Here is a 19,512-nt window from a genome sequence, read left to right as displayed (position 1 = left end):
TTTTAGCCAAACGTAGACCCACTCTACTTCTTCCTAAATTACTCGCTGCCAGAATCAGGCCTCCGGAACCCCAGCAACAGATGGCTTCTGCCGCCTAATCACTCAACAGAAACTTCGCACTGTCCAGTTATCAAAATCGTTCCTTTTTGATTGGGACGCTTCCAGACGTAAGGCCCACACTGATTCGTCTCGCTGATAGCGAAGACGGTTTTTTAGAGATTTTGCAAGCCGTCCGAGAGGTTTGTCAGCAGTGGGCTTGATGCTGATGTCTGCTGTTACAATTGTTGCTCAGTTTATGTTCAGGTATCGGCTGAACATCAGCATTTTCCCTCTGACATCCCTGGCTCTCGCCCTTATCAAGCCTACCTACTCAGCCTCAGTAATCTCCTTCTCAATATATTCCTTACCAATTCGCTGATACTCCTCCAACGTAAACGAATCCACCTGAATCGCATCTAACTGAGCTTGTTGGGCTGCGATCGCAACATCAGATTCCTCCCCCGTAATCACCCCAGCCCGCAGAGCCGCCTCCACTGCCCCCATAGGAGGAGTGATGATCAACTCCCCATGGCGCAAAGCAGTTTTGATCTTCTTAACAATCGGCATAGCCACCATAGACAGATCATAGGCCCGCTCTAATCGCCCCAACGCCTGTTCAGCATCCATCGGCACATGCAGACCCTCGGTAATGCGCTGACGACCATCGGGAGACTGCAACAGCTGAGCCACCGCATGGCCTTGCTCATCCGTCGGCATCACACCCATAGGATTTAACCGGAACCAAGGCAACGTAGTCCCCCGCATCAGCCCACCCAATACAGGAATATCCAGATTCGCCAACAGCCCCTCTAACGCCTGCTGGATCTGCCAGAAACTATGACTCATCGCCCAATGCACCAGGGGCAAATCCTCTTCTCGCCGTCCTTCCGCCTCAAACCGACGCAGGGTAGCAGTGGCCAGATACATCCAGGAGAGCATATCAGCAAAGCGGCCCGTGATTTTCTCATGGCGCTTGAGGCTACCACCGTAACTGATCATGGCCAAATCTGACAAAGCAGCAAATGTAGCCGAAGCCCAAGCCAGCTTTTGATAATAGCGAGCGGTTTCTCCTGTAACAGGAGAAACTGCCAGACGACCCTGGGTCCAGCCCAGCACCTTAGCACGGGTGAGATTGCGCACCATCAGCCCCACATGGGACCAAAACACACGATCAAAGGCAGCAACATTGTTGTCCGCCAATGCCGCAATTTCATCCACAATATAAGAGTGGCATCGGATAGCCCCCTGGCCATAGATAATCAAACTGCGGGTGAGAATATTGGCCCCTTCCACCGTGATCGGAATGGGTGTGGCCGTATAAATATTCGCCAACAGATTGCGAGGCCCACGACAGATCCCAGCACCACCCAGAATATCCATGCCATCATTAATAATCTGGCGGGACAGTTCGGTAAATTGATATTTGGCAATGGCAGACACCACCGCCGGTTGTTCACCCTGATCCACCGCACCACAGGTATAGAGACGGGCGGCATCCATCAAATAGGTGAGGCCACCAATGCGGGCCAGGGGTTCCTCTACCCCCTCAAATTTGCCAATGGATAACCCAAACTGTTCTCGCACCACGCTGTAGGCACTGGTCACCCGAGAGACCAGTTTGGCCACCCCGGTGGCAGTGGCGGGGAAGCTAATGCCACGACCAGCGGCGAGACTCTGCATCAGCATGGTCCAACCTTGGCCCGCCTGTTCCACACCACCAATAATCTGGCTAGCGGGCAAGACCACATTTTGCCCCGCAATGGGAGAGTTATAGAAGGGCACACCCATGGGGTCATGGCGACGCCCCAGCTGCACACCGGGAGTGTCCGAGGGAACCAGGACACAGGTGATGCCCACATCGGTACCTTTGCCGAGGAGATTCTGGGGGTCACGGAGGCGGACGGCGAGACCGATGAGGGTTGCGATCGCACCCAACGTAATATACCGCTTCTGCCAATTCAGCCGCAGATACAGCTCCCCATCATCCCCCTTAAACACCGTACCGCTGGACTGTAGACTGGCCGCATCCGAACCCGCTGTAGGTTCCGTTAGGGCGAAACAGGGGATCTCTTCCCCGGCGGCCAGTTTTGGCAAATAGCGATGCTTTTGCTCGACAGTACCATAGTGCAACAACAGCTTGGCCGGACCGAGGGAGTTGGTCACCCCCACCGTAGCCGTGTGGGTAAAGGAACGGGACGCCAGCTTAGTCATCACCGCACTGTAGGCCGTATTTGAAAAACCCCGACCGCCATACTCCAACGGAATCATCATGCCAAAGAAGCGTTCGTGCCTGAGATAGGCCCACACCTCCGGGGGCAAATCCTTGCGCTGGTGGATCTCCCAGTCCGTCGCCATGCGACACACTTGCTCCACCGGCCCATCCACAAAGGCTTGCTCGGCAGCGGACAGGGTGGGGTAGGTCTGGGCCAAAATGCGCTTAAAGTTGGGCTTACCGGAAAACAGTTCCCCATCGACCCAGACGGTGCCCGCCTCAATGGCCGCCCGTTCTGTTGCCGAAATCGATGGCAACAGATTGAACCGCTGAATGGCCTTTACAATGGGAGCCGTAATCACCAGCTGACGGAGCTTTGGCACCACAAAGACCAGGACCAGGACACCCCAGATCCCCCACAGCCACAGGGGCGCACGGCACACCCCGAGGATCAAAGCATCATAGGCACACCAAGCCGCTAAGGGAGCCTTGAAGTAGGCCAGGGCAACCAATAGCCCCAGCAAGCCAACAATTAAACCAACGGTTAACAGTGTCATCATATGGACCCCTTTTTCACAGCTGGAGCAGGTTGTACCCTCTGTCTAAACCAGAGCAGTCATTCAGAACAACAAATCAGAGCAGTCATTCAAAGCAACAAATTCTCAAACACACCGGCAGCCCCCATGCCACCGCCAATGCACATGGTGACCATGCCGTAACGGATGCGACGGCGTTTCATCTCATGGAGCAAGGTAGCGGTGAGTTTTGCGCCACTACAGCCCAGGGGATGGCCCAGGGCGATCGCCCCACCATTCACATTCACCCTGTCCAGATTCAACCCCAGCTTCCGAATCACCGCCAGACTCTGGGCGGCAAAGGCCTCATTGAGCTCGATCAGGCCCATGTCATTTAGGCTCAGACCGACCTGTTTCAGCACCTTGGGCACCGCTTCCACCGGACCAATGCCCATAATCTGGGGCGGCACCCCCGCCACGGCAAAGCCCAACAGCCGAGCCATGGGGGTGAGGTTGAGTTCCCGCACCTTGTTTTCGCCCATGAGAATGGTCGCAGCAGCCCCATCGGACATTTGGGAGGAGTTGCCTGCGGTCACGCTGCCCCCCCGCCGGAATACGGGCGGTAGAGCGGCTAAGGCGGCTAGGTTGGTATCGGCCCTGGGGCCTTCGTCCACCTGAAAGACGGTTTCCTGGGTGTGGGTATGGCCATCCTGATAAACCGTATCGGTGACGGGGAGGGGGATGATTTCATCGGTGAAGTGACCAGCGGCGATGGCATTGAGGGCTTTTTGGTGCGATCGCAACGCAAACCCATCCTGATCCTCCCGCGAAATCTCAAACTGCGCCGCCACATTCTCCGCCGTCAACCCCATGGATGTATACACCTGGGGCATTTCCGCCATCATCACCGGATTGGGACTCCAGCGGTCTCCCCCCATGGGAATCAGACTCATGGACTCCACACCCCCCGCCACCATCACCTCCGCCTGTCCTAGGCTGATCGCCTGGTGAGCCATGGCAATGGTTTGCAACCCAGACGAGCATAGACGATTCACCGTCATCCCCGGTACCGATGGCGGTAACCCCGCCCGATGGGCAATCACCCGCCCCAGGTTATACCCCTGTTCCGCCTCGGGCATGGCACAGCCCATAATCACATCCTCAATCTGATCTGGACTTAATGCCGGTAGCTGTGCCATCGCCCCCCGCACCACCGCTGCCCCCATATCATCAGGCCGCACATGACGCAGCATCCCTTGCGGCGCTTTACCAACCGCCGTCCGCACACTGGCAACAATGTAGGTATTTTGGTAGGTATTTCGCATGATGGTCTCCTTTAAGGTGAACAACAGGTGAACAACGGAGGGTGAGCCATGCCCACCGGTGAAATGGTCAATTACGCAACGGTTTCTTCGTCTTCAACAAATGCAGAATTCTCTCTTGAGTTTTCGTATTTTGTAACAACGGCAAGAACACCTCCTGCTCCAACCCCAACAAATACTCCTCTGAGACCCGCGCCATAGACGTCAAATCCCCCCCCGTCATCACATAGGCCAGACGCCCCGCCAAGAACCGATCATAGTCACTGGCAAAGCCCCCCTGCTCCAGGGTGTAGGCCATGTGGTCCAGCACCGCCCGACCCTGCTGCCCCAACACCCAGAAACTGTCACGGGCAGGCGGTCGATACCCCGCCCGGTCTAAACACAGCACCTCTTCCTTGGCCACATACAGCCGCTGATCGTTGTTCATCACAACGTGGGTGTGGGCAGGCAAAAAGCCCAGCTCTATAGCCTCATGGGCACTACCGGCCACCGTTGCCGTCGCCACCGTCTTAAACACATGGTTCAAGAATGGCTGAATATGTTGCGCCGTGGCTCCCACCGCCTTCTGCGCCGCCCACTTCGCCATGCGGGTGGTCCCCGTCGCCCCCGGAATCAGCCCCACACTCACCTCCACCAAACCGATATAGCTCTCAGCCGCCGCCACCACATGGGGACAGGCCATGACTAATTCGCAGCCCCCACCCAAGGCTCGTCCTTGCACTGCCGCCACAATGGGCTTATGGAAATAGCGAATCCGTTGCAGCACCGTTTGGAAGGTGACCAACAAATTAGCAATCAGCTGCCAATCGCCGGTCTGGGCCGCCGTCCCCATCTCCAGGAGGTTGGCCCCACCACAGAAATGTTCGCTGTGGTTGCCAATCACCAACCCACGATACTGATCCTGCTGGGTCAACAGATCGAGGACAGACTGCAATCCATCCACCACGGTTGTACTGAGGGTATTGCCCTTGGAGCGAAACTCATACAGCACCACCCCATCCCCCATATCCCATAGGGCCGCTTCGGGATTCTCCCAAATCTTGCTGCTAACCGTTTTGATCAAAGGCAAATGAATCTCATCGGTCGGCTGCTCCACCTCCTGTTGACCGACAGGACCCAGCACAGAGTCCGCCATCAACAAGTTACTGGGCACCCCATGCTGACTGCGGTAAAAATGACCTTCCCCCGTAGCCGCCATTTCAGTAATCCAATCAGGCACCGTTAAGTTTGCCGCCTGTATGTCGTAGAGCACCTGATGGAAGCCAATGGCATCCCACATCTCAAACGGCCCTAGCTGCCAGCCAAAGCCCCAACGCATGGCCCGATCAACAGCCACCGGACTATCGGCAATTTCGGGTAAACGGCAAGCGCTATAGCTCAACAACGCCATCGTCGTCCGCCGGAAAAACTCCCCCGCCCGCCCAGGCAATTTATACAGCATCCGCAGGCGGTCTATGAGTTCAGGCAAGGGTGCCACGGTTTCTAAACCCGGTAAATTGGGCTGGCGAGGTACTTCATAGTCAAAGGTCTTAGGATTAACCGAAAGAATCTCTTTTCCTACCTTTTTATAAAATCCTTGACCTGCCTTAGCCCCCAGTGAACCGGTTTCCACCAGGGTCTTGAGCAACGTGGATAATTTGAACGTCTCCCGTTGCTCGTCGTGGGGAATGGCTGGATAGATGTTCTCAGCCACATGGAGTAGCGTATCTAAACCGACTAGGTCCGCCGTTCTAAACGTGGCCGACTTCGGGCGACCCACCAATGTCCCCGTCAAGGTATCAATCTCTTCAATGGAGTACCCATCCTCCGTCAGGGCATGCACCCCCAGAAATGTGGCAAATAGGCCAATGCGATTAGCAATAAAGTTGGGCGTATCCTTGGCGATCACCACCCCTTTCCCCAGATAGCTCCGGCCAAACCAGGCCATCCGTTCCGTGATGGCTGGATCGGTCTCCGTGGTGGGAATTAGCTCCAGCAGTTTGAGATAACGGGGAGGATTAAAAAAGTGGGTGCCTAAAAACCGTTGCCGGAAATCTGGGGAACGGCCATCGGCAATCTGGGCAATGGGTAAGCCACTGGTGTTGGTAGAAATCACCGCGTTTGGACGCACCACCTGCTCTAACCGGGCCATTAGCTCCTGTTTAATGTCCAACCGTTCAATCACGGCTTCAATCACCCAGTCCACCTGACTCAATCGAGCAAAATGCTCATGGTAGTTACCCAGCTCAATCCGGTGGGCCACCTCGGGGGTAAACAAAATGGGCGGTGACATTTTTTTCGCCTTCTTAAAAGCCCCGACGACTACTGCGTTTTTATCCCCTTCCAGGGCAGGCACATCCATTAACAACACCTGTAAACCCGCATTGGCTAAATAGGCCGCAATCTGGGTGCCCATAATGCCAGCGCCTAACACAGCAGCTGTTTTGAACGGAAGGAAAGTCATAATGGATCTCCTTTAAGCAAGAGGAAAAATTAAAAACAGGGGGGCGTGCCCACCTCAAGATCAATTACCGTGAACCAACGCCCCAAGACGCTTCAAGCCGCCTCCACCTCCCACGCAAACGGGACATCTTCCCTGGCTCCCTCGGCGGTCCAGGCTCCCCATCTCGATACAGCTCCTCGATCTCCTGGGCATACATCTGGTAGAGCTGTTCCCGGTTCCCCTGGGGAAGGCCCTTGGCCTCGACTAGCACAAACCGCTTGATCGTTGACCAGTGGGGCAAGGCAGTATTTACCTGATCGATTAGGGTATGGAGGTGCGATCGCACCTCCCCACCAATCCCCCCTTCCGGCACAATCAACACACCACAAAACTTTTGCCCTGGCCCCACCAGCCATGCCTGTTTCACCCAGGGAGACCGTTCCAACTGCGCCTCAATTGGTGCCGGAGCCACGTACTTACCCGTTGACAACTTAAACAGTCCCTTCTTACAGCCATGGAGGGTCAGCAAACCATCCTCCGAAAACTCTCCCCAATCCCCCGTATGGAACCAACCATCCGAGTCAATCACGGCATGGGTCGCGGCTGGATTATGGTGATAGCCCTCCATGGTATAGACACTTTTCACCAGCACCTCCCCATCGGTTCCCAGACGCATTTCCACCCCCGGAATCGGAGCCCCCACCGTCCCGGAACGGAACCACCGATCGCGGGTGTAACTCAGGACAGAACTCGTCTCCGTCAGCCCATAGCCCTGTTGCACCGGAATCCCCACCGCATTAAAAAACGTCATCACCTCAGGCCGCAGAGCCGCCCCACCCGAGAGTAAATAGCGCATATTCCCCCCAAAGGCTTGGCGGACATGGCCAAACACACCATGGCCCAGGAACCAACGCTGGAGACGAGATCCAGGCCCCTGGCCATGGCCTAACAGCCAACGCTGGAGACGAGACCCAGGCCCCTGACCATGGCGACTAGCTGGATAGCGATGGGCCCAATGCCATCCCCAGCCTAACCACAAGCGCTTGAGGCCAGAAGACTGCTGCCGCACACCGTTAACGCGCTCATACACCTTCTCCAACAGGCGGGGCACGGTAATAAAAATGGTGGGCTTAACCAGGGCTAAATGTCGAAAAACCCGCTTAGGCGACGAAAAGTAAATGTCATGACCAAACCCCAAATGACCATAGAGAAAGGTTCTCGCAAAAATATGATTCAGCGGCAAAAACAACAGGGCCACTTCCCGTGTCCCTCTTACCAGCCCCGGCATACTGCTAAAGGCCGCCCAAATATTGCCCGTCAAACTCCGATGGCTGAGCATGACCCCCTTGGACATACCCGTGGCATCGGCGGTGTAAACAATGGTGGCTAGATCATCGGCATGAATGGCATCCTTCAACGCCTGGATGGCCTCTGGAGAGCGCTGGCGACGGCCTTGGCGACGAATATTGTCTAAGGTAGTCATGGCGTGGTCTTGAGCCATTGAGTCAAACCCATCCGGGGGAGCAGACCCATCCACCATGACAATCAGCGGCACTGACTGAATCTGGTCATAAACCCGTTCTAAGGTTTTCCAGTTGGCCACCACTAAGACTCGCAAGTCAGCATCCTTGACCATCCAGCCAATGGCATCAGCAGACTGGCCAGTATCAATGGGTACCGTTACCCACCCCCCTAACAGGCTCCCCACATCGACCAGAGCCCAATCAATATCATTGTCTAGCAGGAGACCCACTCGATCCGCCCCGGCGGACGTCTCACCCAGCAATCCAGCCTGAGACCTTAACCCCAGGGCAAATTCTTCCGTAGCAGTGCGAAACTCCTGATAGGAAGATGTTTTCCAACCCTGGGAAGACCAGTGGTGGAGGGCAGGGGTATAGCCATAGGCACAGCCCAGATCCAACAAATCAGGAATTGTGTAATGCAGCTGCACTGCCCCTTGGGTTGCGGGAGCAACATACAAGGAACAGCAGTCACGACATTGATCAGCCATCATTCTCAGAGAGACAAAAGTCTCTTCCCCTTAAATACGGCAGGGTATGATTATGGGAAAACGCTCAGCAAAAAATGTTCAGCAATCTCTACGAACCTGTCTCCAGGAAGAGGAGTGGATTAGGACAGGTTGTGGAGCCACTAAATCGACTATGCCCGATCGACGACTAGAAATTGACTACTACTGACTAGACTATGGACGGAAAGTATCAGATGAAACGACAAAAACAGTCCAATAAATAGTAGTTTTATGATCAAAAATTCAGCCAACTTACTAAGCAATAGAGCAGTAAACATGCAGTCTCTGCAAGAGTAGCTTAGCTGGAGTTGCTATTTTTTTGAATACATCCATTATAGCGGGATCGCCCATGGGACTGGGGATTGTCTTAATATGGCTGTAATATTCAGGGTCATAATGTCCTGGGAAAAAACATTAATCCTGATTGATATGTGAGCCCAACCAAGCATTTACATCAGCCATAATCTCAGCCTGATTTCTTTCGTTATATAACTCATGGTAAGCCCCGCTATAGCTGATAAATTTCTTATTAGTCGGGGGTAGATGCTGGAAGAAATCGTGACTAACATGGTGGTCAGCCACCTGGTCAGCGGTGCCATGCAACATTAAAATCGGCATCGTGAAATGGGATTGGTGGGTGTACAGTGACTGAACTGTTTTGAGAAATTCTGTTGCTAGGCGAGCGGTTCCCCGCTGGTGACGCAGCACATCATGGGCATAGGCGAGGACAACAGATCGATCCCGTGATGGCAAAATATGCTTCAGCCCCAGGGGCAGGGAAAATCGAGGCCATCCGAGGGATAATGCCTGACCCAGCTTTAAGCGCAGATCAGTCGCCGCATGGATTCTCAAGGGCAGGGAGGCGGCAACAATCCCCGCAATGTCTGGATAGGCTGGCTGACTGGACTCCCTAGAATGCAAGCTGGCATGGAGAGCATAGTCCAGGGCAATCATGCTGCCTAGGCTATGGCTGAGTAAAAAGCAGGGCACCGTCGGGTGCTGCTTTTGGACCATGGCGATAAAGTAGGCTAAGTCATGGCGATAGTCTGCCCAGCGATTAATATAACCCCGTTGCCCCGGCGACCGCCCATGGCCCCGCAGATCATAGCCATAAAGGGCATAGCCTTCTGGAATCAGGGCTTTGATCACATTCTGAAATAGACCACTGTGTCCCCCTAACCCATGCAATAAAACAATCGTCGCCTTGACCGGCGATGTGGGCAGCCAGCTTTGGTAATACAGGCTTAATCCATCGGCAGCGGCAAACATGCCAGCCTGATGCTGCACCGTAATGGTGTGCCACTTCAGCTGAGACAGACGCTGTTGAAAGTTATCCAGGACCGGCTGGAGGGCAGGGACAGATTTTGCACTGATGAGGCTTAAATCATAGGGGGATTGGCTGATGGCCTGGGCATAGGCAGGCAGCGACGCAGCAGGAGTCGGCGATGGGCTGATGACCTGGGCCTCAGCAGACGGCGGCACAGATAGGGTCGTGGCAGGCTGTAAATGCTGATCAAAGAACAACACACTCAGACCCCATAAATAACTGTCAATGATCGGTGGGGATAGGTTCTGAATCGCTAGATCGGTCGGTCTTGTGAGCTTGAGGGAAGACAATAATGTGCCCATGTCATGGCCGTGGGATTTCCCCCGGATCACGGCTAAAAATCGCTCTTGACTAGCCAGATGGGGGAACAGTTGCATGGGTTCTAGGGCCATAGGAGCGGCTTTATCACTACTGCCGGTGGCAATCACCGTGGGAATAGTTACCGCGCCTAACCCATCGGGACCAAACAGACCATTGCCAATGGGGTCAATGGCAAAAAGAGCTTTGATCCGGGAATCCTTGAGGGGGATTTTACTGGGGGGTAACGAGAGGGCACGACATTGCAGCAGTAAAGAGACATTCAAACTGTCAGATAGGGGATCGCAACGTTGGGCCAAACCCTCAAAGTCAATGGTGGCCCCTGCCAAGGCCAAGGCTGTATAGCCGCCAAAGGATGCCCCCAGCATGCCAACGGTAGTTAAATTCAGTTGCCCCCCGTAGTCCCGTGAATTCAGCTGCTCTAATTTGTCTAAGAGGACACTCACATCATGGGGCCGGTCAAAGAACTCCTGGAGCGAGAAAATCTCATCCACCGTTCCTGCTAGCAAGTTGCGTGCTTGGTGGGTGTCACTCCCTGGATGCTGGGGAACTGCCACCAGATAGCCATGGGACACTAGGTGCTTGGCATAGTGTCCCATGGTTTGGGGGTTGCCGCCAAACCATGGGAAATGACCACAACAGGTATGGGAGATGACTGTGCGCCAAGGGGTTCGTAGAGAAAAACCTGAAAGGGTTGTCCCGATCGTCGCTGGAGACTTAACACTTTCTGGCGAATCCCCCAAGGGCCAGGTAACCGAGGATCAGTCGCAGGCCCCACTTGCCCCCTGGCTTCCTCTGCCATCAGGGAGGTGAGCAAGCTGAGCAGGTCATCCGTGGTTTGTAATAGGAAGTCGATTTGCTTTGCCGTTGCCAATAAACGGTCAGCGCGCAAGTCTCCAGCGATCTGATACAACAAACGCATAATCGATAGCTGATCTGTCCTGGTAATCTTTTGCATCAGGGCTTGACGACCAGCTGCATCGTCAGGGATGTCAATCAGCTGCCCCAGCCGTTGCAATAAAGACTCACCGATATCAGTGCGCAGAAATCGTTGTAAGGTCTGGGCATCAATGTTGATTTGGGTTTGCAAAACCTCACGGCATTGGGTTTGGGCCTGAGAACCTTGATCCTGGAAATAGAGTTCACAAGTCTGCTGGGCCAGCTGGGGCAATCGCCTCAGCTGCCGTAGCTGAGCCATCCGTTGGCGCACCCCAGACGGCATGGTAGAGGGAAAAAAGGCCATCATAAACCTCGCAAACAAGGGACTTGTTTACTCCTCTCCTAGCTCCATCATGGCCCAAAAATGAGGGAATCAGCTCAGAATGATAGGGAGTTTAATACGGCGCTGAATCTGGGGAGATGTTCTGAACCCGCAACTAAACCTTGTCCATGGCCAGAACGGTCGTTTTGCCGGAGGAGCAACCGGTTTTTTCCTGGGAGGTGGTTGATGTCATGTTTTGTGCACAAATGTCCGTATTTTTGACTGGATGATGGCGAGTTATCCATAGCGAAACAGGGAGCCTATTTTCTATAAAAACGGCTGAATTCCTCTATCCAGAGATTGTTTGTCCACTATCCGTAGGTGGCAAGATTTTATGGGTTGGTATGGTTGGCTACATACCAATCCAGTAACTTCACGGTAAAAACAGTGGGTCTGCTCTCAGTTTCATGAAACTGGGATTCATAAATTGCAGACGGTTATGTTGTGTTTCAGTGCTACGCAATGAGCGTTATTCCTTATCAGTCAGGGCATTCTTCAGGCGGAATTGAATGTTGTGAGCAGTTAATTACCGTGGGTCAACATTTGAAAACTATCCGCACCCATCAGGGATTGTCGTTAAAGCAAATCTCTCAGCGCACACGTATTCAACCCAATCAGCTACGGGCAATTGAGTCCGGCAATTGGGCCATGCTCCCCGAGGCGATCTATGTGAAGGGGTTTCTCAAGCAGTATGCTCAGACCCTCGGGTTAGATGGCGCTGCGATCGCACAAATGGTCTGTGTGGAACCGGCGGCATTTAATCCGCAATGGCTCAATAAGTCTGACTTTTCGGCCCGGGAGCTGGTGTCTGGTAGGTCCTTGGGGAATTTGTGGGCTAAACTGATTCCTTTGGTGTAGCCTGGGTGGCCAACGGTGCGATCGCATCATCCCCACCACCCGATTCGCCCGACTTCAGGGCTGCCGCCGATATGGACTTAGCTACCTGGGCCTCATAAATGGCCAAATCAAACCAGAAGGTAGTACCAACACCCACCTCGCTCACCAATAGCATTTTGCTGTGGTGCTTGTCGATGATGTTTTTGACAATGGATAGGCCCAGGCCGGTCCCTTCCAGGGTATGGACCCGGTTCTCTACCCGATAGAAGCGATCAAAGATGGCGTCTTGGTCTTCCGGGGCAATGCCAATGCCCGTATCGGCAATTTCAATGCGGACATTGCCAATAAAGTCTGGGTGGTCCACCGTGGATGGCGCTCGATAGGCCCGAATAGCGACACAGCCCCCTGTCGTGGAAAACTTGAGGCCGTTGCCGACTAAATTGCCAAATACTTGTAGCAGCAAATCATAATTGCCCAGCACCGGCGGCAGACCATCCTCAATGTCTTGGATCAACTCAATCCCCTTGTCTTTGGCATTGAGTTGATAGGTGCGGAGGATCTGCTCAATGGGTTGATGAATATCCAAGGCAGAGAACTGATAGCGTCGGCTCGATTCCAGCCGGGACAGATCCAACACATCGTTCACCAGCCGGGTCAGGCGATCGGTTTCATTATTGGCGGTTTCTAAAAACTCTTTCCGTTCCCGCTCCGATAAATCGTCACCATATTCATAAAGGGTTTCAATAAAAGATTTGATGTTGAACAGGGGAGTGCGTAATTCGTGGGAAATATTGCTAATGAACTGACTTTTTGCCGCATTCAGGGCCACTTCCCGAGTAATGTCTTGCACCGTGAGGGCAATCCCTTTGACGGTTTCCCCCGATTGGTCTAGCACGGAATTGAGCAACACGCGAATGGTGCGGCTGGTGGGATCGATGAGGGCAATCCGAAATTCCTGGCTGTCGGATGAATCGCCCTTGGCTGCCTGATAGAGGGGGCGGGTCATTTGCACCCTCACTTCCGTAGGCAGATGCTGGAGGACATTGCCTTCGGGCGGCAGCTTAGAATCCCAGCCAAAAATACGACTAGCGGCGTTGTTGGCTAACACAACTTCTAAGTTGGCATCAATTAGAATCGCACCGTCAGCAATGGTGGAAACGAGTCGTTCTAGCTTTGCTTTTTCAGCCGTTAGCTCTTCAATATTTTGTTCTTCGTAGCGCTCTAGGCGCTCCGCCATGTAGTTAAAGCTTTGGATCAGTTCCCCCAGCTCGTCACCCCCTCGGGAGACATCAATCCGCTGTTTGAAGTTACCGGCGGCAATATTTCTCACCCCGGTCAGGAGTTCCTTAATGGGTTGGGTAATGGTGAGGGCATTAAAGACAGCGCCTAAAATGACCATCACCCAAATGCACACAAATACGGCAATGGTGACATCGCGGGTGAGGTGGGAAGATGCCACCACCGTGGGATTGGGGTTAATCCCTAGGGCTAAAACGCCGAGGTAATTTCCCTTGAAGTTGAGGGGCACAAAGACATCGGTCACTTCGCCAGCGGGGGTGACATGCTGACGCACCATGGGTAGATCCACACTCTTCACATAGTTCTCAGGCAGCTGCATGCGGCGGCTGAGGGTGAGAGAGTTTTTTACCGCTGACTCGGAGTAGGGAATGCCAAAGAAGATATAGCCCTCTTGGTTGGCGTAGAGCATGTAGCGAATGCTCGACGTGCTCTCCATGAAGCGGCGGGAAAATAGGGCCAGCTCGTCCAACTGTTGGGACTCCACCAGGGGAGCGGTATTGGCGGCCAGGAGTAAACCTAAATCCCGACCAAATCGGGTGTCATTCAGACGGGCGTCCAGCTGAATGGTGTTGACTGCCCAAAACGTTAGGCTGCTCATAATCAGAGAGACAACCAGCGTTGCCGCGGCCATTAATCGAGTCTGGAGGGTAAAGTCTTTCCACCAGTCGGCGATTAGGATGCGAATTTTCTGAAACAGTTCAACCATTCAAAGTTCATAGACCGCTCAAGGCTATTGTGACATGAATCCCAGAATGGGCAAGGAAGTGAGCCTGGGGAACGCTCAAAGTTTAGAACCGATGCCGAGCTAAAACTGATCCCTCACCCGATGGCCAATGTCTTGACGATAGTAGGCATGGTCAAACTGAATGGTTTTGACGGCGCGGTAGGCGTTTGCGATCGCATCCCCAAATCCTTTCCCCAATCCCGTCACCCCTAAAATTCGACCGCCAGTGCTTTTCACCTGTCCCCGGTCTAGCTGGGTCCCAGCGTGGAAAACCATGGCCTCAGGTGCAGTGGTCTGATCCAGACCGTTGATCACCATACCCTTGGGATATTTGCCAGGATAGCCTTCCGCCGCCATGACTACACAGGCCGCATAGCCCGACTTCCACGCCAAGGGAGGCAACGTCTCAAGCCGTTGCTCGCAGCAGGCTAGCAGGATTTCCTCCAGCGGTGTTTCTAACAATGGCAGCACCACCTGGGTTTCGGGGTCCCCAAAGCGACAGTTAAACTCAATCACCTTGGGCTCCCCCTCCGGGGTGATCATCAGTCCGGCATAGATCACGCCGCGATAGTCAATGCCGCGATTGCGCAAACCCTGTAGCGCAGGCTCCAGCACTTCGGATTGAATCCGATCCAGCAGGGCGGGGGGAACCACTGGGGTGGGGGCATAGGCCCCCATGCCTCCGGTATTGGGGCCAGTATCCCCCTCCCCCACTTGCTTATGATCCTGGGCGGGCATCAGGGGACGAATGGTCAGGCCATCGGTCACCGCCATGACCGACGCTTCTTGGCCGGTGAGAAATTCTTCAATGACGAGCTGTTTCCCCGCCGCCCCAAACTGACCATCGAAGATAGCTGCGATCGCATCCTTCGCCTCCGCCATAGTCATGGCCACGGTCACCCCCTTGCCCGCCGCTAACCCATCCGCCTTGATCACAATGGGCACGCCCTGCTCTTCCACATATTGGGTAGCAGCTTCACGGTTACTAAAGACAGCGCTGGCCGCCGTGGGGATGCCTGCTTCCTCCATCAGCGTCTTGGCCCAGGCCTTACTGGCCTCTAGCTGGGCTCCCGCTTGGTTCGGCCCAAACACAGTGAGGCCTTCAGCTCTTAACCCATCGGCCACACCATCTGCCAACGGTTGCTCTGGACCGATGGCAATCAGACCAATATTTTGCACCAGGGCAAACCGAGCAATGCCCTCCACATCATCCACAGACATGGCTAAATTGCTACATCCCGGCAGTTTAGCTGTGCCTCCATTTCCTGGGATGCACACCACAGCAGTCACCTTGGGGGACTGTAACAATGTCCATGCCATGGCGTGCTCGCGCCCGCCACTACCAATCACAATGGCCTTCACAGCGTTCAAATCCTGACAAAATAGGGGGCTTCATTTTCCCACGTCCTGGGTGAATTGGGAAAAGGTTGTAATGTTTAACCAAGCCTGAATGATTGTAGTTTAACCAAGCCTGAATGATTGTGGGTGCGATTAAGGCAGGAGAAGGGAGCTGGACAAATTATTCAGCCGGTTTAGCGGGTTGATTGCCACTGGCTGCTGGTTCGTTGTCATTTTTGACGCCGTCATTTTTGACACCGTCATTTTTGACGCCGTCATTTTTGACACCGTCATCGTTGACGCCGTCATCGTTGACGCCGTCATCTTCCATGAGCAGCTCAGCAGCTGTAATCCCTTCGGTGCTGTTACCAAATCGCCAGAGTACGGCTACGGCTTCGGCTCGAGTTACCCCCTTATCGGGCTGGAATAGGGTGGTGTAGCCCAAGGCGCGGCGAATGTTAGCAAACTCCCCATTCCCATGGTCGGCGAGGACCGCCTTGAGGGCGGCGGGTTCAATTTTAGCGGCGTCCTGGAATCCCCAAACCTCACTAACCTCAGCGGCGGTGGCTGCTGCCATGGCGGCACGGGTATCCAGGGGCACTTTCCAAAGAATGAGGTCCTTGCGAGTCAGGGGGGCATCGGGGCGGAACTTAATGGCCGTGGTACTGCCGTTGAGGGGGCTGGGGATAATGCCCGCTTCGGCCAATCCTTGGATGGCGGAAAAATCAATGTTGGTGGTGCCCACATCCTGAAAAATGGGCTGACTGCTTTCCACAGCTGGACGAATTTTTTTGGCTCGCTGGTCGGCGTAGAAGCGATTATTGACGGCCATGAGCCAGCGGGCATACTCCCGACGGGTGATGACTTGGTTGGGTAAAAACTCGTTGGGGTTGCGGGCAATAGTGTCATCGGCTTTGACTTCGGGCAGCTGGAGCAGATCCAAGCCGACTAAATCTTCGATGTACTGTTGCAGTTCTTCGGGCGCTTCGCCAATGTCGGTGTAGCTGGAGGTAAAGGTGGGAGTCGGTGGAGGATCGGCCTGAGCCGATGAGGTGGTTTCACCCTCGGGCGTTGTTTCGGTCTGCTGACTAGAGGGTGTAGAACTGACATCGGAGCTGGCAGACGGGTCTGGACTTTGGCTAGGGTCGCCCTTGGCGGTTTCTTCCGCTATTAAGCGCGGATCGGGCTCTAGGTTTTTTTCCAGGGAACTCCCCAAGGGACTGCCTTCGCAACTGGCCAGGATCAGGCACAGCATCAGACCTAGAGATTTTACAAAATGCTGAGGAGGGGGATACTGCATTCAACTAAGTCCTATCGACGCCGCGTTACCAGGTTAGTTTACTAGTTTAGATCATGGGATCGGATCATCTCCCATTCAACAGGCTAGGCTAGAAAGGCATCCTGCTTCCATCTGCTTGGCTGAACCCATGGCTCGTCCGATTATTATTGATTGTGATCCTGGTGTGGATGATGCGATCGCACTATTTCTCGCCCTAGCCCATCCCACAGAACTCAATATTCTGGGCATCACCACCGTTGCCGGCAATGTGCCCCTCCACTACACCAGCCAAAACGCCCTTAAAATTTGTGCCTTAGCCAACCGGGCTGATATTCCCGTCTACGCTGGCTGCCCCCGCCCCCTGATCAGGCCCCTATCCACCGCCACCGACATCCACGGAGCCACCGGTCTACAAGGCACCGAACTTCCGGAGCCCATCCAACCCCTAAGGGTGCAACACGCTGTTGCATTTTTAATCGAAACCCTGCAACAGGCCCCTGAACCCGTCACCCTAGCCACCCTCGGCCCCTTCACCAACCTTGCCGTTGCCCTGATCCAAGCCCCCCAAATCGCCGACAAAATCGACACCATTATCGCCATGGGCGGAGCCATCACCCACGGCAACATCACCCCCGCCGCCGAATTCAACATCTATGTTGACCCCCATGCAGCCCAGGTCGTCTTCGAGTCAGGCATTCCCATCAAACTCATTACCCTCGACACCACCCACCAAGTCCTCACCACCCCCAAACAATTAGCCGCCTTCAGACAGCTCAACACCGCCATCGGTCACGCCGCCGCTGACCTCCTCGCCCACTATGGCACCCCAGAGATAGAACGTTACGGTATGCAAGGGGCACCGCTCCACGACCCCTGCGTCATCGCTTACCTGCTCCAACCAGAACTATTTACCTTCAAAGACACCTACACCACCATCGACACCATCAGCCCTGAGAATCTTGGCCGTACGGTCATTGACTGGTGGGGACGCACCGAGCAACCGCCCAATGCCCAGGTGGCAGCGTCGGTGGATGCAGCCGGCATCTATAAATTGCTGATGGAGTCCTTCTAAAATCCGGCAGCAAGTTGGCTACTTTACTGCACAGACCAACCACGATTGCTAAAATGCCATCAAACCGTCTGGCAGAGTAATGACCTACACCACCCAGCAACTTATCGATATCCTCGATCAAGAACTTAAAGCCGCCTGGCGTGGAGAACGGGTATTACTATCCACCGACGATCGTCTAGCCAATCCCGTTGTTTCCAAAGCCATCGGCGCCGACAAACTCAGCAAAGTCTTCGCCTACCAAGACTTCCGCGCCCAAATCCATCAATACCAGCGGGACTACAACATTTCAGGCCTCGTGTGGCGTCCCTGCACCTTCAAAGATCACACCATCCAACTACCTGAGATTCATCCAGACCTCACTGCCATTAAGGCCGACAAAGTGGCCCTCGCCGCCGCCAAAGCCAGTATTCTCAAGTTTTGGCATGACTCCATTGCCGGGTTACGCCTGTGGACCGCCGGACATGACCCGGTAGAAATCGATATCACCCAAGTCGAAGCCTATATCCAAGAGGCAGAGTGGGCAGACCTCACCGCTACCCGTAGTGAACTCTACCTCGGCCTATGCTGGGGTAACCCTAAAGAATGTTATTGCGGCTGGGCCCACCCAGAGTCAGGCTGTCACCGCGTGATTGCAGCGGCCTCAGAACCTAGTGCTATTAAAGTTTAAATCTCTCAGCACTATGATAGACCGTACAACCGTTTGAACCAATCCACAAAAGGTTGAGCCCTCGGATGATTTGGATCAAGAATTTTCTCCATCACAGCATTATGTAGCTGCCGTCCTGGTGGATTTTGCCACGCTAACCAGGTATGTATATTGGCTTTATCCACATGAGGCTCTATGAAGTTAGACCCCTTCTGTTTGGCAGATTGAGTTACCTCCTGCGCATATTTCCATAGTGATTCGCTCGGATCCGGCACCAAGTAGCTGAGAAAAGTTTCAAGCATTCCCTGAGTTTTATTATCTGGCATAATCCACACGCCAAACTTAATGCCTGAAGCCGTGGAGTGAATTAAACCTCTTTCTGGCAAAGTATCAGGCATATCAGAAATACTTTGTGCACAAGCATTTCTGATGCTGGCCCAACGACGATTGAGGTCATTATCAGCATCCACGATCAAACCCAGTGAAATTAACCCTGATGCCTGTAGTTCAGTAGAAATAACAGTTGAATCGATAAATTGATCATTGCCATAGGCTTCAATATCAACGATAGCTTCTGATTGGGTTTCTTCCCATGGGATACCGTTGGCTTCTATTAGTTCTGGTATGACTCTTTTATCTTGATTACCTTCAACAATGAGTTTCCTAGGCTTGTACTTACTGGCCACAGTTAACGCACCTCAATTCCCCTCTTAGCAGCTAAAATCATCTGCTTTTCCGTAAAAACAATAGACCTCTTGCATAATAGTTTCTATGGTAGATTTTTAGGTTTTGGTTCATTGCTTTACACCTAGGCAGATGAACTACGAAGCCACCCAAACCCTTAGCAATTCAAAGTTTAAGCGTCGATTCGG

13 protein-coding genes are annotated in these 19,512 nt (G+C 53.8%); 3 read left to right on the top strand and 10 right to left on the bottom strand.

Annotated elements, in window-relative coordinates; all coding sequences use genetic code 11:
* Positions 1–366: 366 nt before the first annotated feature.
* From VB741_RS24470 to VB741_RS24445, 6 genes are all read right to left on the bottom strand, one after another.
* Positions 367–2,808 carry an acyl-CoA dehydrogenase gene (locus VB741_RS24470; protein ID WP_442786448.1) on the bottom strand — a complete coding sequence of 814 codons (2,442 nt, stop codon included), beginning with the start codon at positions 2,806–2,808 and terminating at the stop codon, positions 367–369.
* A gap of 89 nt (positions 2,809–2,897) precedes the next feature.
* Positions 2,898–4,091 carry an acetyl-CoA C-acyltransferase gene (locus VB741_RS24465; protein WP_323367840.1) on the bottom strand — a complete coding sequence of 398 codons (1,194 nt, stop codon included), beginning with the start codon at positions 4,089–4,091 and terminating at the stop codon, positions 2,898–2,900.
* Positions 4,092–4,158: 67 nt separating this feature from the next.
* Complete coding sequence (locus VB741_RS24460) at positions 4,159–6,531, bottom strand: 3-hydroxyacyl-CoA dehydrogenase/enoyl-CoA hydratase family protein (RefSeq protein ID WP_323367839.1); 2,373 nt, start codon at positions 6,529–6,531, stop codon at positions 4,159–4,161.
* Between the two features lie 64 nt (positions 6,532–6,595).
* Entirely contained in the window at positions 6,596–8,491 is a 1,896-nt protein-coding gene (locus tag VB741_RS24455; protein ID WP_323367838.1) for an AMP-dependent synthetase/ligase, read from the bottom strand.
* 462 nt (positions 8,492–8,953) lie between these two features.
* Positions 8,954–10,783, bottom strand: a complete 1,830-nt coding sequence (locus VB741_RS24450; RefSeq protein ID WP_323367837.1) for an alpha/beta fold hydrolase — start codon at positions 10,781–10,783, stop codon at positions 8,954–8,956.
* Entirely contained in the window at positions 10,759–11,430 is a 672-nt protein-coding gene (locus VB741_RS24445; RefSeq protein WP_323367836.1) for an alpha/beta hydrolase, read from the bottom strand. The genes VB741_RS24450 and VB741_RS24445 overlap by 25 nt, the downstream gene beginning before the upstream one ends.
* A gap of 477 nt (positions 11,431–11,907) precedes the next feature.
* Between VB741_RS24445 and VB741_RS24440 the strand changes: the two genes are divergently transcribed.
* Positions 11,908–12,303 carry a helix-turn-helix domain-containing protein gene (locus VB741_RS24440; protein ID WP_323367835.1) on the top strand — a complete coding sequence of 132 codons (396 nt, stop codon included), beginning with the start codon at positions 11,908–11,910 and terminating at the stop codon, positions 12,301–12,303.
* On the opposite strand, the gene nblS is transcribed toward VB741_RS24440, so the two are convergent.
* The 3 genes from nblS to VB741_RS24425 form a co-directional block, all read right to left on the bottom strand.
* Positions 12,281–14,287, bottom strand: coding sequence for a two-component system sensor histidine kinase NblS (gene nblS, locus VB741_RS24435; protein WP_323367834.1), 2,007 nt, complete (start codon positions 14,285–14,287; stop codon positions 12,281–12,283). The two genes, VB741_RS24440 and nblS, sit on opposite strands and share 23 nt — an antisense overlap.
* A gap of 99 nt (positions 14,288–14,386) precedes the next feature.
* Positions 14,387–15,667, bottom strand: a complete 1,281-nt coding sequence (gene purD, locus VB741_RS24430) for a phosphoribosylamine--glycine ligase (RefSeq protein WP_323367842.1) — start codon at positions 15,665–15,667, stop codon at positions 14,387–14,389.
* Positions 15,668–15,824: 157 nt separating this feature from the next.
* Positions 15,825–16,943, bottom strand: a complete 1,119-nt coding sequence (locus VB741_RS24425; RefSeq protein ID WP_323367833.1) for an S-layer homology domain-containing protein — start codon at positions 16,941–16,943, stop codon at positions 15,825–15,827.
* A gap of 127 nt (positions 16,944–17,070) precedes the next feature.
* Between VB741_RS24425 and VB741_RS24420 the strand changes: the two genes are divergently transcribed.
* Positions 17,071–17,994 carry a nucleoside hydrolase gene (locus VB741_RS24420; RefSeq protein WP_323367832.1) on the top strand — a complete coding sequence of 308 codons (924 nt, stop codon included), beginning with the start codon at positions 17,071–17,073 and terminating at the stop codon, positions 17,992–17,994.
* A 79-nt stretch (positions 17,995–18,073) separates the two neighbouring features.
* A complete protein-coding gene (locus VB741_RS24415; RefSeq protein ID WP_323367831.1) occupies positions 18,074–18,661 on the top strand; it encodes a hypothetical protein in 588 nt (195 codons plus the stop codon).
* An 11-nt stretch (positions 18,662–18,672) separates the two neighbouring features.
* Here VB741_RS24415 and VB741_RS24410 read toward each other — a convergent pair whose 3' ends face one another.
* Positions 18,673–19,326, bottom strand: a complete 654-nt coding sequence (locus tag VB741_RS24410; RefSeq protein ID WP_323367830.1) for a DUF3226 domain-containing protein — start codon at positions 19,324–19,326, stop codon at positions 18,673–18,675.
* Positions 19,327–19,512 lie beyond the last annotated feature (186 nt).

It is taken from the genome of Leptothoe sp. PORK10 BA2 (assembly GCF_034932105.1).
GTDB lineage: Bacteria > Cyanobacteriota > Cyanobacteriia > Phormidesmidales > Phormidesmidaceae > Leptothoe.
This window is presented reverse-complemented; position numbering and strand designations above follow the sequence as displayed.

What these genes read in the sequence shown, in the direction of transcription:
- VB741_RS24470 (WP_442786448.1), bottom strand. Translation starts at nt 2,808, where the DNA reads ATGACACTGTTAACCGTTGGTTTAATTGTTGGCTTGCTGGGGCTATTG.
- VB741_RS24465 (WP_323367840.1), bottom strand. Translation starts at nt 4,091, where the DNA reads ATGCGAAATACCTACCAAAATACCTACATTGTTGCCAGTGTGCGGACG.
- VB741_RS24460 (WP_323367839.1), bottom strand. Translation starts at nt 6,531, where the DNA reads ATGACTTTCCTTCCGTTCAAAACAGCTGCTGTGTTAGGCGCTGGCATT.
- VB741_RS24450 (WP_323367837.1), bottom strand. Translation starts at nt 10,783, where the DNA reads ATGGGACACTATGCCAAGCACCTAGTGTCCCATGGCTATCTGGTGGCA.
- VB741_RS24445 (WP_323367836.1), bottom strand. Translation starts at nt 11,430, where the DNA reads ATGATGGCCTTTTTTCCCTCTACCATGCCGTCTGGGGTGCGCCAACGG.
- VB741_RS24440 (WP_323367835.1), top strand. Translation starts at nt 11,908, where the DNA reads ATGAGCGTTATTCCTTATCAGTCAGGGCATTCTTCAGGCGGAATTGAA.
- nblS (WP_323367834.1), bottom strand. Translation starts at nt 14,287, where the DNA reads ATGGTTGAACTGTTTCAGAAAATTCGCATCCTAATCGCCGACTGGTGG.
- VB741_RS24425 (WP_323367833.1), bottom strand. Translation starts at nt 16,943, where the DNA reads ATGCAGTATCCCCCTCCTCAGCATTTTGTAAAATCTCTAGGTCTGATG.
- VB741_RS24420 (WP_323367832.1), top strand. Translation starts at nt 17,071, where the DNA reads ATGGCTCGTCCGATTATTATTGATTGTGATCCTGGTGTGGATGATGCG.
- VB741_RS24415 (WP_323367831.1), top strand. Translation starts at nt 18,074, where the DNA reads ATGACCTACACCACCCAGCAACTTATCGATATCCTCGATCAAGAACTT.